The sequence below is a fragment of the Ruegeria sp. BE3 genome, from assembly GCF_056538865.1.
The window spans coordinates 695151-710851 of record NZ_JBQFTW010000001.1 but is presented as its reverse complement, the minus strand read 5'-3'; the positions used below and the strand labels follow the sequence as shown (position 1 = coordinate 710851).

The following is a 15701-nucleotide window of genomic DNA, read 5'->3' as shown; positions in this document are numbered from 1 at the left end:
GGGGAGTCGCGGCCTGCCGCGACGGGGGCAGCGCCCCCTGCCCGGCCTAGTCGCCCTGCGCCTCGGACCGGGATTTACCCGCCACATTCAAAGCCAGCGTCGCCGCCATGAACCCATCCAGATCGCCATCCAACACCCCTTTGGTGTCTGAAGTCTCATGGTTGGTCCTCAGATCCTTGACCATCTGATAGGGCTGCAGCACGTAAGACCGGATCTGGTTGCCCCAGCCCGCGTCCCCCTTGGCTTCATGCGCCGCGTTGATATCCGCGTTCCGGCGATCCAGCTCTTGCTGATACAGCCTCGATTTCAACGCCTTCATGGCAATGTCACGGTTCTGATGCTGCGATTTCTCGGAACTCGTCACCACAATCCCGGTCGGGATATGCGTGATCCGCACCGCCGAGTCCGTCGTGTTCACGTGCTGTCCCCCCGCGCCCGAAGACCGGTAAGTATCGATACGAATGTCGGAGGGGTTCACCTCGATCTCGATATTGTCGTCCACCACCGGGTAGACCCAAACCGAGCTGAACGAGGTATGCCGTTTCGCAGCCGAGTCATAAGGAGAAATGCGCACCAGCCGATGCACACCGCTCTCCGACTTCAGCCAGCCATAAGCGTTATGCCCGGAAATCTTATAAGCGGCAGATTTAATCCCCGCCTCTTCACCGGCTGTCTCGGATTGCAGTTCGACCGTATACCCCTTCTTCTCGGCCCAACGCACATACATCCGCGCCAGCATCGAAGCCCAATCACAGCTCTCTGTGCCGCCCGCGCCCGAATTGATCTCAAGGAATGTATCATTGCCGTCGGCCTCACCATCCAGCAGCGCCTCAAGCTCTTTCTTGGCGGCCTTGGCCCGCAACGCCTTGATCGAAGCTTCGGCGTCGTCGACGACTTCCTGATCTTCCTCCATCTCGCCAAGTTCGATCAGTTCGATATTGTCGCTCAGATCGGTCTTGATGGATTCATATGTCTCGATGGCATCAACCAGCAACTGCCGCTCGCGCATTAGCTTCTGCGCGTTCTCGGGGTTATCCCACAGGTTCGGATCCTCGACGCGCGCGTTGAATTCCTCCAACCGATGCGGCGCAGTTTCATAGTCCATGCGCTGCGCCAGCAGCTCCAGCGACTTTTCGATTTCCGCCACGATGTTCTGGGTTTCGGCGCGCATGGTCTTGTCCCAACTTGCTCAATCAGGCCTGCGTGATAGCAAGAGGTGCGGGCCACCACAAGACAGGCAGGATCGGAATGCAAAGCGCTGCGGAAAAGATTGCGGATGCGTGGGGCCTGAGCTTCGTGTCACATATCGCTGACACCGGTCACGCTCAGCTTTGGCAGGTTCAAACAGCCAATGGTCCTGCAGCGCTGAAACTCTATCGCCGCGAAGATCGGGGCAACGAGGCGGCTGGCACCGACCTCCTCAGGCTTTGGCAAAACCGCGGCGCGGTCACGGTTCTGGCAGAGGAGAACAATGCCGTGCTGATGGAGTGGCTGGAGGGGCCATCGCTGGGCGATCTGGCCCGCGCCGGACAGCCCGATACCACCCTCGCCGCGCTGGCTGAAACCGCGCGCCGCCTGCATCGTGCGCCAGTGGTCAAGGCGACACGGCTGAAACCGCTGCAGCAGGTGTTTGACCCGCTACTCTGCTGCGAGTTTGCACCGAACTGCCTCGTGCCGTTTCGACATGACATGGTCCGGGCTATCGACTTGGCGCGCGCCTTGCTGGACAACCAGCCCGAAGCAGTACCGCTGCACGGGGACCTACATCCCGACAACGTAATACTGACCGCCAAGGGGCCGCGGGTCATAGACGCCAAAGGCTATCTGGGTGATCCCGCGTATGAGCTTGCCAACGCCTTGCGCCACCCGAAGGGCATGCCCGAACTGGTGCGCCAACACGGTCAGATCCACCGATGCCTGACCCTTTATTCCGATGCTATGAACGTCAGTGCTCAGCGGCTCGCAGAATGGGCCGCCGCGAAATGCGCGCTGTCTATCTTCTGGCGCGCCGATAGGAGGATCGAGACCGACCATGAGGCCGGTCTGCTTCATCTTTTGCTAGAGATCACAGATCAATAAAGACCGCCGCCCTGCAGGTCACCCTGACTGGCGTTGGGACCAACCGTAATCGTGTTGCCGGTCGAGGTCGTCACTTGGCGACCGCCTCGGGTGACTTCTTCGAACAACGGCAATTCCGATCCAACGGCAAAGCCACCGTCATAGACGCGGTCGATAAAACCGTCGACGCCGTCGCGGAAATACTCGGCGACAACATAATCACCCGATGCATCTGCCGGCAGGCGTGCACCGCTGAACCGGTCGATCTTGATGAACTGCCCACCCGGCGGCACTTCGAACGGGCCACCGCCATATTTCTCGACGGCTTTTTCCATGAAGCTTTGGAAGACCGGGCCGCACATGGTGCCGCCATAGGCTCCCCGCCCCATCGGGCGCGGGCGGTCGTAACCGATATAGCAGCCGGCAACGATGTTCGAGGTAAATCCGATGAACCACGCATCCTTGGATTCATTGGTGGTGCCAGTTTTGCCTGCTGTCGGCACCGGCAGATTGACGACGCTGGATGCGGTTCCGCGATCAACCACGCCCTTCATCATCGAAGTCAGCTGATAAGCGGTGATCGCATCCATCACCTGACTGCGATCCGTGATGATCTGAGGCGCTTCGTCCGGTTCCAGCCAGCTCGAATTGCAATCCAGACATTGCCGGTCATCATGGCGATAGATCGTCTTGCCATACCGGTCCTGAATGCGGTCGACCAGGGTCGGTTCAACCCGCTCACCACCATTGGCGAACATCGCATAAGCCGCGACCATTTTGTAGAGCGTGGTTTCCTCGGACCCCAGTGAGTTCGCAAGGAACGCCCCCATCCGGTCATAGACGCCGAACCGCTCGGCATAGCCTGCGACCACCGGCATCGTCACCTCTTGCGCCAGACGAATGGTCATCAGGTTCCGCGACTGTTCGATACCCGTACGCAAAGGCGTTGGCCCATAGAACTTGTTCGACGAGTTCTTGGGCCTCCACAGACCCTGTGGCGTATTCACCTCAATCGGTGCGTCCACAACGATCGTCGCCGGGCTATAGCCACTGTCCAGTGCGGCGGCATAGACGAAGGGCTTGAAACTCGACCCCGGCTGACGCTGCGCCTGTGTGGCGCGGTTGAACACGGTGTCCTGATACGAGAACCCGCCCTGCATCGCCAGAACACGGCCCGAATTCACGTCCATCGCGACAAAGCCACCCTGCACTTCGGGCACCTGACGGGCGGACCACTGACCCTCTTCCCCGGCCATCACCAGAATGACGTCGCCGCGTTTGAAGTTGTCCTGGAAATTACCCTGCATCCACTGGATGTCAGACCGCGGAATGGCGCCGTCAGCGGGGCCATCCTCGATACCAACTGTCAGGGACTGATCGGCAACGTTCAGCACCACCGCCGGGTACCACTGCGTCGGCAGCACCACGTCGCGTGGGATTTCCATGATCGCCAGCGCCTCGCGCCATTGCGCCTCATCCGCCAGCTTCTCTTCCGGGATCACATCACCTGTGCCGCGCCAGCGTCCGCGCGAGCGGTCGTATTTCTGAAGCGCTGTGCGCAAGGCCTTAGCGGCCTCGACCTGCATCTCTTCATCCACGGATGCGCGCACGGTGAAACCGCCGGTAAAAAATTCGCCTTCGCCGAAGTCCTCGCTCAACTGGCGGCGGATTTCATCGGTGAAGTAATCACGCGGCGGCAGGGCGGTGCGGAAGCTCTCAAAGTCGCCGTTCTGGACCGAACGCAAAGGCATCTCGACCTCAGCCTCATAGGTCGCCTGATCGATGTAACCATTCTGCTGCATCTCGCGCAGCACATAGTTGCGGCGGTTCAGCAGGCGTTCTTTCTGACGGACCGGGTGGTAATCCGAGGGCGCCTTGGGCATCGCCGCCAGCATCGCGGCCTCATGCGGGGCAAGTTCCTGCAGCGTCTTGTTGAAATAGGTCTGCGCCGCGGCGGTCACGCCATAAGAGTTCTGGCCCAGAAAGATCTCGTTCATATAGAGTTCGAGGATCTGTTCCTTATCCAAGGTATCCTCAAGCCGCGTGGCAAGGATGATCTCTTTGATCTTGCGCTCAGCCCGGCGGTCACCGGACAGCAGGAAGTTCTTCATCACCTGCTGGGTAATCGTCGACGCCCCGCGTACGGTTTCCCCCTTGGTACGCACCGCCTCGACCCCGGCGGCGACAATCCCGCGTGGGTCATACCCCTGATGGGTATAGAAATTCTTGTCTTCCGCCGAGATAAAGGCCTGTTTCACCAGATCGGGAATTTCCTCGGACGGGGTGAACAGGCGGCGTTCCTGCGCGAATTCGTCGATCAGCTGACCTTCGCCCGAATATATCCGGCTGATCGTCGGCGGTTTGTATTGCGCCAACGACTCGTGGCTGGGCAAGTCGCGCCCATACATCCAGAACACCGCGCCAACAACCAGCGCGGCCATAAATATACCCAAAGTCACGAGGCTGAAGATCGCCCCGAAAAACGAAAGAACAAACCGGATCACGTTACTGCCTTTTTCTCGCGGTGACGCCTATATAGGGATGCGCCTGTCCCGGGTCAAAACACGAAACCCTACAATGGCCATTTTGCGCCGCTGCGTCATTGCCCAATCAGGCTGCGTTTCACCTGATCATCCTGCCGCCAAGCCTCAAGCCCCTGCACGATACCATGCGCCATCAGGGCACGCCATTCCGGGTTCCGGATGTTGTTCAAATCGCGTGGGCTAGACAGAAACCCAAGCTCGACCAGAACCGACGGAATATCCGCAGCCTTGAGGACCGAAAATGATCCGGTACGGATCGGGCGGCTGTTCATCGGTCCACCCTGCTGGGTCATCCCTTCGGCCAGTGCCTGCGCCAGTGCATTCGTACGTGGTTTGGTTTCTTGCCGCGCCAGATCCAGCAGCACATCGGCAACCTGATCATCCGATCCACTCAGATCGATCCCAGCGATCAAGTCCCCCCTGTCATGCCGCTCGGCCAGTTTCTGGCTGGCAATGTCTGACGCCTCATCAGCAAGGGTATAGACCGCTGCCCCATGCGCGCGCCCTTCGGACAGCCAGTCAGCATGCAGCGAAACGAACACATCGGCCCCTGCCCGGTGTGCCAAGGCAATGCGGCGTTCAAGGCTGACGAACTGATCGTCCACACGTGTCATCACCACCTCGAACCCACCGGCACGCAGCAGCATTTCGCGCAGCTCACGCGCGAAGGTCAGCATGAGTGTCTTTTCATTCGTATTCGGAACTTCGGCCCCCGGATCAATGCCACCATGGCCGGGGTCCAGCATCACCCGCAAGACTCCCGCATTGTCCCGTCCTGAGGCTTCGGGCGTGAGCACAGGTTCGGGCAAATCCCACCCCGGCTGGCGCGGAGCGCCTGCGTTAGCTGCGAAACTGTCAAAATCGGTGCCAACCAGTTGCAGTGAAAGATGCGCGGCGCCAGTAGTTTCATCGACCCGCAGATTAGCTGTTTCAATCGCCAGAGGCGCGCCCAGCTCCAACACCAGCCGTGACCAGCCGGGCACATAGGCACCAAACCGCACCCCGCTTATGCGGTTGGATTGCAGAAAGCTCTGACGGTCCAGCCCGGTCCAGTCGACCTCCTGAAAATCCAGCACCATGCGGTAAGGATCGCGCAGCGTGAAAACGCGATAGGGCACACCCTGGCTGAGGCCAAGATCGACGCGCACACCGGATCGGCCTTCATCGCTGATGCGGCTTTGCTCGGGCAGCACGCGGGCGAGCGCATTGAACTCTTGCGCGACGGCAACACCTGACAGCGCCCAGATCAGGGCGAATGCGTAGAAAATCCTGCTCATGGCCTCAAGTTATCCCGAGATCGATTGGCGCAAAGCCTATAGCATCAACCAAGCTTTGTGAACGCCCTAGACCGGTGCAGCGATCGCACCGCGCTCTGCCATGAACCGACGCAGACGTTCCAGCCCGTCCTGAATGTCAGCCGTCGCACGCGCATAGGAAAAGCGCAGAGTCGTGTGACCGCGCTGGGGGTCAAAATCCAGCCCCGGCGTGACGGCAACACCTGCCTTTTCAAGAATCTCGGCGGCGAAAGCACGACTGTCATCGGTCAGGTCCGAGACATCGGCATAGACATAAAACGCCCCATCCGGCGGCGCGATATTGGTGAACCCGGCTTTGGGCAGACCATCCAGCATCAGCGCACGATTGCGGCGATAGACGTCCAGATTGGCCTGCAGTTCTTCATCGCAATCCATCGCAGCCAGCGCGGCCACCTGACTGGCATGCGGAGCGCAGATGAACATGTTCTGCGCGATCCGCTCAACCACACGCACCTGATCCTCGGGGACGACCATCCAGCCCACCCGCCAGCCGGTCATCGAGAAATACTTGGAGAACGAGTTGATCACATAGCATTCGTCGGTGAGTTCCAGCGCCGTGACCGCTTTGGCCTCGTATTCAAGCCCATGGTAAATTTCGTCACTGATGAATGACGCCCCCTGCCCCTGCGCCGCCTCGATCAGCGCCCCCATCGCGGCGTGATCCAGCATCGTGCCCGTGGGGTTGGCAGGCGATGCGACCATCAGGCCTTGCAAATCCAGTCCGTTGAAGTCGGAGGGCACCGGTTGCAGCCGGTTTTCGGGCGCGGTGGGCAGATCGACAGGCACCAAACCCAGCGCCTTGAGAATTTGCCGATAGGACGGATAGCCGGGTGCGCCGATGCCGACACGATCGCCACTGTCAAAGAGCGCGGTGAAGGTCAGCAGAAACCCACCCGAGGACCCGGGGGTGATAACCACCCGCTCGGGGTTCAGGTCGACATTGTACCACTCGCCATAAAGTCGCGCGATGCGTTGGCGCAGGGCGGGCATCCCAAGGGCGACCGTATAGCCCAGCGGGCTTTGCGCCATCGCCTTCGCCAACGCTTCGGTCGCGCCTTTGGGCGCGCCGGTTCCGGGCTGGCCAACCTCCATATGGATGATGTGACGCCCGGCTTCTTCGGCTTTGCGCGCGGCTTCCATCACATCCATCACAATAAACGGATCGACCCCGGACCGGGTTGAGTTTCTCATGCCCATCTCCCATGTTGCAGCCATGGCTTTTGAACGCGTATCCCGGCTGGCGTCAATCCCGGCCCTGATGCTGGCTGCGGTAATGTGGCTGGCCGCAAGCGCACAAAGCCAGGCGCAAAACCTGATCCGCGATCCTGATATCGAACATGGCCTGCGCGAACTGGCCTTTCCGATCTTGCGCGCAGCAGGTCTAAGCACCAACCGCGTCCGGATATTGGTGGTCAATGACAGCACCTTCAATGCGTTCGTCATCGACTACAACACCATCTACGTAAACTACGGGCTGATTCTGTCGGTCGACACGCCCGAGATGTTGCAGGCCGTCATCGCCCACGAGGCTGCCCATATCGCAAACGGTCATCTGGCCCGTCGGGCCGAGAACCTGCGCGCAGCCCAGCGCAACGCCCAATTCGGTACTGCGCTGGCGCTGATCGTCGCTGCCGCCGGTGGAGGGGAAGCGGCGGCTGGTATCGCCGCGGGCACGTCGTCCTCGGCCCTGCGCAGCTTTTTGGGACACACGCGCGCGGAAGAGGCCTCGGCCGATCGCAGCGCGGCCAGCTATCTGCGGTGGGCGGGCATCTCTCCGCGCGGAATGGTCAACCTGCATCGTAAATTCGCCGGTCAGGAACTGCTGAGCGAGGCCAATCAGGACCCATATATGCGCTCGCACCCCACCAGCCGGGAACGTTTGCGCGCGGCCGAGCATTTCCTTGATGAGTTCGGAGACAAGGCCAAACAGAACGCCAATGCCGACTATTGGTTCGCGAGGGTCAAAGGCAAGCTGTCAGCGTGGTTGCGATCACCCGGCTGGACTCTGCGCCGAGCTGCTGAGGAGACCGATCCCGACATCCGCCTGATGCGCGAGGCCTCGGCCCATCACCAAAACCGAGATTTGGCCCGTGCGCGCGCCGCCATCAACAAGGCTCTTGAAATCCGGCCCGATGACCCATTCTTCTATGAGTTGAAAGGCCAAATCCTGCTGGAAAACCGCCGTCTGAAAGAAGCGGTTGCAGCTTACGGCGCAGCTGTTGATATGGCACCCAATGACTCGCTGATCCTTGCCGGGTACGGGCGCGCCCTGCTGGCGGACGGTCAGACGAAAGAAGCCTTGCAAGCGCTTGAAAAAGCACGCGCAAGGGACTACCGAAACGCCCGGTTGATGCAGGATCTTGGCGCAGCCTACGCCAAGGTGGGCAACACCGGGATGGCTTCGGCGGTCACCGCAGAAAGATATGCCCTGCATGGTCGACTGGACGATGCAGGAATTCACGCAAGACGCGCCATCGGGCAATTGCCCGAGGGGTCTCCGGGGTGGCAACGGGCACAGGATGTGCTGATCGCCTCGGAACGGGCGAAGAAAAAGAAAAGGAAACGGAAATGATCCTCAGACATACAGCACCCGCCCTTCTGGGGCTTTCCATGCTTGCCGCTCCGGCCCACGCGCTGGACCTGAACGCCATGAGCGACGCCGAAAAGGTCGAATTCGGTGCGCAGGTACGCGAATACCTGCTGGAAAACCCCGAAGTGATCATCGAAGCGATCAACATTTTGGAAGAACGCAACGCTGCCGCCGAGGCCGCCGCCGACAAGGAACTGGTCGCCGCCAACGCGGACGCGTTGTTCAATGACGGCTACAGCTGGGTGGGTGGCAATCCCGACGGTGACATCACTCTGGTCGAGTTCATGGACTACCGCTGTGGCTACTGCCGCCGTGCCGTGCCTGAGGTGGCCAGCCTGCTGGCCGAGGATGGCAATATCCGATTGGTGATCAAGGAACTGCCGATTTTGGGTGATGCATCGGTCGTATCCTCCCGGTTCGCCATTGCGACGAAACAGGTGGCCGGAGACGACGCTTATAAGCAGGTCCACGATGCCTTGTTGGAATTCAGCGGTGAGCCCTCCGAGATCACCCTGCGCCGGATATCGGATGGGCTGGGATTGGACAGCGACGCCATCGTCGCAGCCATGGACAGCGATGAGGTCACCGCCGAAATCGCGCAGACACGCGAACTGGCACAAAAGATGCGGATTTCGGGCACGCCGTCCTTCGTTCTGGGCACCGAGATGCTGCGTGGGTTCCTGCCTGCCGATCAGATGCAGCAGATCGCGAATGGGGTGCGCGCGGAACAAGGGTGAGCACGAGGCGGCAGTTTGGCCGGGGTTCACGTCTTTAACAGGCTCAGGCGGCTTTGATTTACAAAGCCGCCTTTTTGGGATGTGAACTTTTTTTGCAAGCTGACTGACCAAGCGCATCACTCGTGACTAAGGATGTGAGCGGACTGTCCAGCGCAGCTATTGGGTCACATTCGGCATCTAGAACAGGCAAAAAATTGCCGGGTCTTAACGGGCCTCTTTTCATCACCCGCAAGATCACACTAGAACTCGGTTACCACTCAAACCGGCACCGAAGTTTCTTGCAAAACCACACTCGGAAAACAAATACGATCAGGTCACGCCTGTCTGCCCGCGCTGCAATTGCGGTGGGGATAATTGCTCTTGTTTCCGCCTGCGCTAAGAACCCGAACGAAGTGGATCTCGATCCGGAACGTCAGGCAATGGCGCTGCAAGAGGTCTCTAAAAAGCAGGCCCGGGGGCAAAGAGTGTGGTGTGTGCCCTACGCACGAAACCTCAGCGGCATCGAAATTCGCGGCAATGCCAAAGACTGGTGGGGGAAAGCGCGTAGTGCTTTTGACCGGGGCAACGAACCGATTGTGGGTTCGGTGATGTCGTTTCGGGCAACCAGCGGAATGCCTTTGGGCCATGTGGCGGTCGTATCCGATATCGTCACTGAGCGCGAAGTCATCATCAACCACGCCAACTGGCACCGCAACAAAGTATCGTTGAAAATGGGCGTCAAGGACGTATCCAAAAACAATGATTGGACGCTGGTCCGTGTCGAAAGCCAACCGGGACAATATGGCAGCAACTATCCGGTGAACGGGTTCATATACCCGAAATTTGGCGAGTAACCCAATTTCTCCTCGCGCCGCCAAATAACCCAGGAATGCGCCACAGGCGATCTTCGTCACGGTCGCAAATCAGAGATAGCAGCCTCTCGCGTAAGAAAGCTGAACGGTGGCATAGTCTGTTTACGATCCGCAGCGATCTCGGTTTCAACGGAGTTTGTTTCGTTTCGGCGCTATTCTGCGGCCTCAGCCGCGGCGTCCAACTCAGCGGCTTTTTTCTCGACCTCTTCCACAATATGGTCGATCATCTGGTCGTTCGACATTTTGTGGCTGGCCTTGCCCGCCAGATAAACCATACCGGACCCTGCCCCGCCGCCGGTGAAACCGACATCTGTCATCAGCGCTTCACCCGGGCCGTTCACAACGCAGCCGATGATCGACAGGCTCATGGGCGTTTTGATGTGTTCCAGCCGATGCTCCAGCGCTTCTACCGTTTTGATCACGTCAAAACCCTGCCGCGCGCAAGAAGGGCATGAAATGATGTTCACCCCACGATGGCGCAGGCCCAGAGATTTCAGGATCTCATAGCCCACCTTGACCTCTTCCACCGGATCGGCGGATAGGCTGACGCGGATCGTGTCGCCAATACCCATCCACAGCAAATTGCCCAGACCGATGGCCGATTTGATCGTACCGCTGACCAACCCTCCGGCCTCGGTGATGCCTAAATGGATGGGGGCGTCTGTGGCCTCGGCAATGCCCTGATAGGCCGCGGCCGACAGGAACACGTCGCTGGCCTTCACGCTGATCTTGAAATTGTGAAAGTCATTATCCTCAAGGATGCGGATATGCTCGAGCCCGCTTTCAACCATCGCCTCGGGGCACGGCTCTCCATATTTCTCCAGCAGATGCTTTTCCAAACTCCCTGCGTTCACCCCAATCCGGATCGAGCAGTTGTGGTCGCGCGCGGCAGCGATGACCTCTTTTACCCGCTTCTCATCGCCGATGTTGCCGGGATTGATACGCAGGCAGGCTGCACCGGCCTCAGCGGATTCAATGCCGCGGCGATAATGGAAATGAATATCGGCGACGATGGGCACAGGGCTTTCGCGCACGATCTCCTTCAGCGCTTTCGACGATGCCTCATCCGGAACCGAGACGCGTACGATATCCGCCCCTGCCTCTGCCGCCGCCTGTACCTGTGCAACAGTCGCCGCGACATTGGTGGTCAGCGTGTTGGTCATGGTCTGCACGGCAATCGGCGCGTCGCCACCAACAGGCACGTTGCCAACCATGATCTGACGGGATTTGCGGCGATAGATGTTGCGCCACGGGCGCACGTGATTGAGCGACATGAGGATCGATCCGGATCAGCCTGAGTTGCGCCTTAGATAGTTCGCCAACCCCGAAGGAGCAATGCCAAGATCACTCGGCGGGCGCTTCTGTCGCCTCGGTCTGCAGCTCGGCCACCAATTGCTTGAGCGCGCTGTTCTGATCGGCTTCAAGATCGGCCACGGTGAAATTCTCGGCCACCGAATCTTTCGACAGCACGACCCCTTTGGTCACCGTGCCGGGCGCGCCGACCGGGCCAAAATGCTCACCATTCATCGAGAAATAGACGGAGCCAGAGGCGCCTGCGCGCAACTGCGGCGGCTCTTCCGTAAGCGGAACCTCGAACGTGCTACCCTGTTCAACCGTCCCAAGCGTCCCCTCGAAAATGACACTGCCATCGGCAGCCGTGACGCGCATCCACGACGGGTTCACAGCAACGATTTTCAGGTTTGTGTCAATCTTCTCAACAACCTGCGGCAACTCCGGACGCTCGACCGTGTGAACCTCTGTCACTTGAATCTGCGGCGGTTCTGGCGGGCTGAAAGTGCCAACCGTGCGCGGATCGAGTGTCGAGATCGGGGCGTCACGCGCCACCAGAACAGGCACATCCAGCGCCTGCGGACGATACAGACGATCCAGCGCTTCGGAGCTTGGAGTGTCCACGCTGGCCAGTTCAACCTCATCCGACCGCACCTGTGCCGCATCAAGCGGGTCGAGATCGGTCAGGACGACGGGTGCCTGTTCAACCGGGCTAACCTGCACCTGCTGAATACGGTTCAGGACCGACCAGCCGCCATAGCCAATGCCGCCAATGACGGCCAGCAGAACCAGTGTCGAACCAATAGCCCGTGGTTCAATCTGGCTGACAACGGATTCTCGACCGGGGATATAAGGAGTGTTGGGCGAAACAAAGGGGTCGCGCCCCATCGGCCCACGCGCAGGCAAACCGCCTTGCGCTTTCTTAACGACTGACGCCTCAGCCGACATGCCATGAGCGACCTCGAAACCGCTTTCCTTGCAGAAAGTCTGGAACGTCTCATCCGGGTTCATACCCAGATAACGGGCGTAGGACCGCACATAACCAGCGATAAAGCCAGGAGTGTCAAAGGCGTCCGGGTCAGCGTTCTCGATGGCGGCGATATAATTGGCCTTGATCCGCAGTTCGCGTTGTACGTCCAGAAGAGACTTGCCCATCGTCGCACGCTCGCCGCGCATGACATCGCCAAGTCGCACCTCATAGTCATCAAACCCTTTTGGTCTGACGTCCATGTCTTCTCCGGAATCGCGCTGTGATCTGCGCCCAATCATTCCTGCTGCCCCATCTTTGCCTGTCGCGTGTTACGCGCCGTCAGCGAATCGACCCTAAACGATTCGTCTGCCAGTTTTGTTAGCGTAAGCCTAACACGCAGCAAACTCGTTGCACACTTTAGCGTGAGGTTATCCAGCAAGTTCGGCGCGATTTAGCGCACAATGTGACCAAAGTTCGTCCATCGCCTGAACCAGACGGTTCATTTCGTCAGGTCCATGTACCGGAGACGGGGTAAACCGCAGGCGTTCAGTGCCACGTGGAACGGTCGGGAAATTAATCGGCTGCACATAGATGCCATAGTCATCCAACAGCATATCGCTCAACTTCTTGGTGTGGACGGGGTTGCCCACGATTACTGGCACGATGTGACTGCCGTGATCGATCAGAGGCATGCCCAGTCCCTTCAGACGCAGCTTGAGAATGCTGGCCTGTGTCTGGTGCTGTTCGCGCAGCTCGGGCGCGGTTTTCAGATAAGCCACCGACGCCGCCGCCCCTGCTGCAACCGCAGGTGGCAGCGAGGTGGTGAAGATGAAGCCGGGTGCATATGACCGGATCGCGTCGCACATCTTGGCGCTGGCGGCGATATAGCCACCCATGACACCATAAGCTTTAGCCAGTGTTCCGTTGATGATGTCGATCCGATGGGTCAGACGATCCCGCTCGGTCACGCCGCCACCGCGCGGGCCGTACATACCGACCGCGTGAACCTCATCGATATAAGTCAGCGCACCGAATTCATCAGCGAGGTCGCAGATCTCTTCGATCGGACCAAAATCGCCATCCATGGAATAGACCGATTCAAACGCAATCAGCTTGGGCGCAGCCGGATCATCCGCCGCCATCAGCTCGCGCAGATGAGCGACGTCATTGTGACGGAAGATACGCTTTGCCCCACCATTGCGGCGCACGCCTTCGATCATTGAGGCATGATTCAGCGCGTCGGAATAGATGATCAGGCCGGGAAACAGCTTGGGCAGTGTCGAAAGCGTGGCATCATTGGCGATGTAGGCGCTGGTAAACAGCAGCGCGGCTTCTTTGCCATGCAGATCAGCAAGCTCAGCCTCCAGCCGCTTATGATAAACGGTGGTGCCCGAAATATTGCGCGTCCCGCCCGAGCCCGCGCCAGCCGCGTCGACCGCCTCGTGCATGGCGTTCAAAACAACCGGGTTCTGCCCCATGCCAAGATAGTCGTTGCCACACCACACGGTGATGTTCTGCTGCGACCCGTCCGGACAGGTCCGCACCGCATGCGGAAAATGACCATTCCGGCGTTCAATATCGATAAAGGTCCGGTAACGTCCTTCGTCATGCAGCTTGGCGATCGCTGTATCGAGCTGAGCAGTATAGTCCACCGGACCCTCCTTGGATGCCCGGCCATCATACCTCCGGACTACTTTTTTCGCTACACTACAGGGTTTCTGCAAATGTGGCGTCGCGTTCATCTGTCCGACTTGCCTACCGCCGAAACGTTGAACCCAACTTTGATTTGCATCAAATAACGCCTAACGCCCGAACCGACAAGCAAAGTTACGGCCAGAAAACGCGAGGAAACGACGCAGGCCGCCCCTATGCCTTTGCCCCAGAATCCTGCTGGACGGCCCCGCCCATGCTGCTAGGCTCTGCCCGAATTCAGCACTTTTCAGGAGAGCCCCATGTCGCTTGACGCCGTACTGAGCCGGATCGACACTGATCTGACCCCTTCTATCGATCGCCTGATGGAGTTCCTGCGCATCCCTTCAATCTCTACCGACCCCGCCTATAAAGAGCATGTCGACAAGGCCGCTGACTGGCTGGTGGCCGATCTGCAGAGCCTCGGCATCGCGGCCGAGAAACGCCCGACCCCAGGCCACCCGATGGTGGTAGGCCATGTTGGCGAAGACAGCGACGGGCCGCATGTCCTGTTTTATGGCCATTACGATGTGCAACCGGTTGACCCGCTTGAGCTATGGAACCGCGACCCGTTTGATCCGGCACTGGAACAAACCGAACATGGGGATGTAATCCGCGGGCGCGGTGCATCGGATGACAAGGGCCAGCTCATGACATTTGTCGAGGCCTGCCGGGCGTGGAAAGCTGTCCACGGCACCTTGCCCTGCCGCATCACATTCTTCTTCGAGGGCGAAGAGGAATCCGGCTCACCCTCGCTGGTGCCGTTCCTCGAAGCGAACAAGGAAGAGTTGAAGGCAGATCTGGCGCTGGTTTGCGATACCTCGATGGTCTCTCGTGGTGTGCCTTCGATCGCATCACAATTGCGCGGGATGCTGAAAGATGAATTCACCATTATCGGCCCGCGCATCGACCTGCACTCGGGCCATTACGGAGGACCCGGCCTGAACCCGCTGCGCGAACTCTCTCGCATCGTTACCTCGTTCTATGACGAAGAAACCGGGCGTGTCGCCGTTGAAGGGTTCTATGAAGGCGTTCATGAGGTGCCTGCCGACCAATTACGCCAATGGGAAAATTGCGGGTTCGACGAGGCGGAATATCTGAACTCGGTCGGCTACACCCAGCCTCACGGTGAAAAAGCCTACTCTACCCTGGAACAGCAATGGGCACGCCCGACGCTCGAAGTTAACGGACTCTGGGGTGGCTATAATGGCGCAGGGTCAAAAACCGTTATTCCGTCCGAAGCGCATTGCAAGATCACCTGCCGCCTTGTCGGTGACATGGATCCAGACGCACTGCGCGACAAAATTCGCAAACACGTAGAAGAGCGTCTTTCCCCTGACGTCAAAGTCGTCTGGGACAACGACCTCGAAGGCTCGCCCGCTTCTGTCATGAACCTCAACCGCCCGGAATTCGAAGCAGCACGCGGCGCGCTTTCCGACGAATGGAATCGCGAGGCCGTTTTTACCGGCATGGGCGGCTCGATCCCGGTCGTCGGCTATTTCGATACCGTGCTCGGGCTGGATTCAATGCTCGTGGGCTATGCCAATGACGACGACGCTATCCACTCGCCGAACGAAAAATACGACGTCAAAAGCTTCCACAAAGGTATCCGCTCCTGGGCCCGCATTTTGGATGCGCTGAACAAATAAGGATTCCA

Annotated in this window: 12 protein-coding genes; 5 read left to right on the top strand and 7 right to left on the bottom strand. The window is 59.2% G+C overall.

The genetic code is table 11. From position 1 onward, the window contains the following. Window positions 1–46: 46 nt before the first annotated feature. Complete coding sequence (gene prfB, locus ACR0AZ_RS03505) at window positions 47–1171, bottom strand: peptide chain release factor 2 (RefSeq protein ID WP_480469512.1); 1125 nt, start codon at window positions 1169–1171, stop codon at window positions 47–49. Window positions 1172–1248: 77 nt separating this feature from the next. Between prfB and ACR0AZ_RS03500 the strand changes: the two genes are divergently transcribed. Then, window positions 1249–2079, top strand: a complete 831-nt coding sequence (locus ACR0AZ_RS03500) for an aminoglycoside phosphotransferase family protein (RefSeq protein ID WP_480666785.1) — start codon at window positions 1249–1251, stop codon at window positions 2077–2079. On the opposite strand, the gene ACR0AZ_RS03495 is transcribed toward ACR0AZ_RS03500, so the two are convergent. The 3 genes from ACR0AZ_RS03495 to ACR0AZ_RS03485 all read right to left on the bottom strand — a co-directional run bounded on the left by ACR0AZ_RS03495 (window position 2073) and on the right by ACR0AZ_RS03485 (window position 7108). After that, complete coding sequence (locus ACR0AZ_RS03495) at window positions 2073–4562, bottom strand: penicillin-binding protein 1A (RefSeq protein WP_480666784.1); 2490 nt, start codon at window positions 4560–4562, stop codon at window positions 2073–2075. The genes ACR0AZ_RS03500 and ACR0AZ_RS03495 overlap by 7 nt on opposite strands. A 95-nt stretch (window positions 4563–4657) precedes the next feature. Then, entirely contained in the window at window positions 4658–5878 is a 1221-nt protein-coding gene (locus ACR0AZ_RS03490; protein WP_480666783.1) for an N-acetylmuramoyl-L-alanine amidase, read from the bottom strand. Between the two features lie 66 nt (window positions 5879–5944). Continuing rightward, complete coding sequence (locus ACR0AZ_RS03485) at window positions 5945–7108, bottom strand: pyridoxal phosphate-dependent aminotransferase (protein ID WP_480657375.1); 1164 nt, start codon at window positions 7106–7108, stop codon at window positions 5945–5947. Between ACR0AZ_RS03485 and ACR0AZ_RS03480 the strand changes: the two genes are divergently transcribed. From ACR0AZ_RS03480 to ACR0AZ_RS03470, 3 genes are all read left to right on the top strand, one after another. Continuing rightward, on the top strand, window positions 7107–8489 hold the full coding sequence (locus tag ACR0AZ_RS03480; protein WP_480469507.1) for a M48 family metalloprotease: 1383 nt from the start codon (window positions 7107–7109) through the stop codon (window positions 8487–8489). The two genes, ACR0AZ_RS03485 and ACR0AZ_RS03480, sit on opposite strands and share 2 nt — an antisense overlap. Further along, window positions 8486–9244, top strand: a complete 759-nt coding sequence (locus ACR0AZ_RS03475) for a DsbA family protein (protein WP_480666782.1) — start codon at window positions 8486–8488, stop codon at window positions 9242–9244. The genes ACR0AZ_RS03480 and ACR0AZ_RS03475 overlap by 4 nt, the downstream gene beginning before the upstream one ends. Window positions 9245–9366: 122 nt before the next feature. Then, complete coding sequence (locus tag ACR0AZ_RS03470; protein ID WP_480666781.1) at window positions 9367–10077, top strand: CHAP domain-containing protein; 711 nt, start codon at window positions 9367–9369, stop codon at window positions 10075–10077. A gap of 170 nt (window positions 10078–10247) precedes the next feature. On the opposite strand, the gene ispG is transcribed toward ACR0AZ_RS03470, so the two are convergent. The 3 genes from ispG to hemA form a co-directional block, all read right to left on the bottom strand. Continuing rightward, window positions 10248–11369, bottom strand: coding sequence for a flavodoxin-dependent (E)-4-hydroxy-3-methylbut-2-enyl-diphosphate synthase (gene ispG / locus ACR0AZ_RS03465; protein ID WP_480657371.1), 1122 nt, complete (start codon window positions 11367–11369; stop codon window positions 10248–10250). Window positions 11370–11439: 70 nt separating this feature from the next. After that, a complete protein-coding gene (locus ACR0AZ_RS03460) occupies window positions 11440–12654 on the bottom strand; it encodes a helix-turn-helix domain-containing protein (RefSeq protein WP_480469503.1) in 1215 nt (404 codons plus the stop codon). 129 nt (window positions 12655–12783) lie between these two features. Beyond that, the gene (hemA, locus tag ACR0AZ_RS03455; protein ID WP_480666780.1) at window positions 12784–14007 is read right to left on the bottom strand and encodes a 5-aminolevulinate synthase; all 1224 of its coding nucleotides are present in this window, start codon (window positions 14005–14007) and stop codon (window positions 12784–12786) included. Between the two features lie 300 nt (window positions 14008–14307). Here hemA and ACR0AZ_RS03450 point away from each other — a divergent pair, with 300 nt between their 5' ends. Beyond that, window positions 14308–15693, top strand: coding sequence for a dipeptidase (locus ACR0AZ_RS03450; RefSeq protein WP_480469501.1), 1386 nt, complete (start codon window positions 14308–14310; stop codon window positions 15691–15693). Window positions 15694–15701 lie beyond the last annotated feature (8 nt).

What these genes read in the sequence shown, in the direction of transcription:
- prfB (WP_480469512.1), bottom strand. Translation starts at nt 1,171, where the DNA reads ATGCGCGCCGAAACCCAGAACATCGTGGCGGAAATCGAAAAGTCGCTG.
- ACR0AZ_RS03500 (WP_480666785.1), top strand. Translation starts at nt 1,249, where the DNA reads ATGCAAAGCGCTGCGGAAAAGATTGCGGATGCGTGGGGCCTGAGCTTC.
- ACR0AZ_RS03490 (WP_480666783.1), bottom strand. Translation starts at nt 5,878, where the DNA reads ATGAGCAGGATTTTCTACGCATTCGCCCTGATCTGGGCGCTGTCAGGT.
- ACR0AZ_RS03480 (WP_480469507.1), top strand. Translation starts at nt 7,107, where the DNA reads ATGCCCATCTCCCATGTTGCAGCCATGGCTTTTGAACGCGTATCCCGG.
- ACR0AZ_RS03485 (WP_480657375.1), bottom strand. Translation starts at nt 7,108, where the DNA reads ATGAGAAACTCAACCCGGTCCGGGGTCGATCCGTTTATTGTGATGGAT.
- ACR0AZ_RS03475 (WP_480666782.1), top strand. Translation starts at nt 8,486, where the DNA reads ATGATCCTCAGACATACAGCACCCGCCCTTCTGGGGCTTTCCATGCTT.
- ispG (WP_480657371.1), bottom strand. Translation starts at nt 11,369, where the DNA reads ATGTCGCTCAATCACGTGCGCCCGTGGCGCAACATCTATCGCCGCAAA.
- ACR0AZ_RS03460 (WP_480469503.1), bottom strand. Translation starts at nt 12,654, where the DNA reads ATGATTGGGCGCAGATCACAGCGCGATTCCGGAGAAGACATGGACGTC.
- ACR0AZ_RS03450 (WP_480469501.1), top strand. Translation starts at nt 14,308, where the DNA reads ATGTCGCTTGACGCCGTACTGAGCCGGATCGACACTGATCTGACCCCT.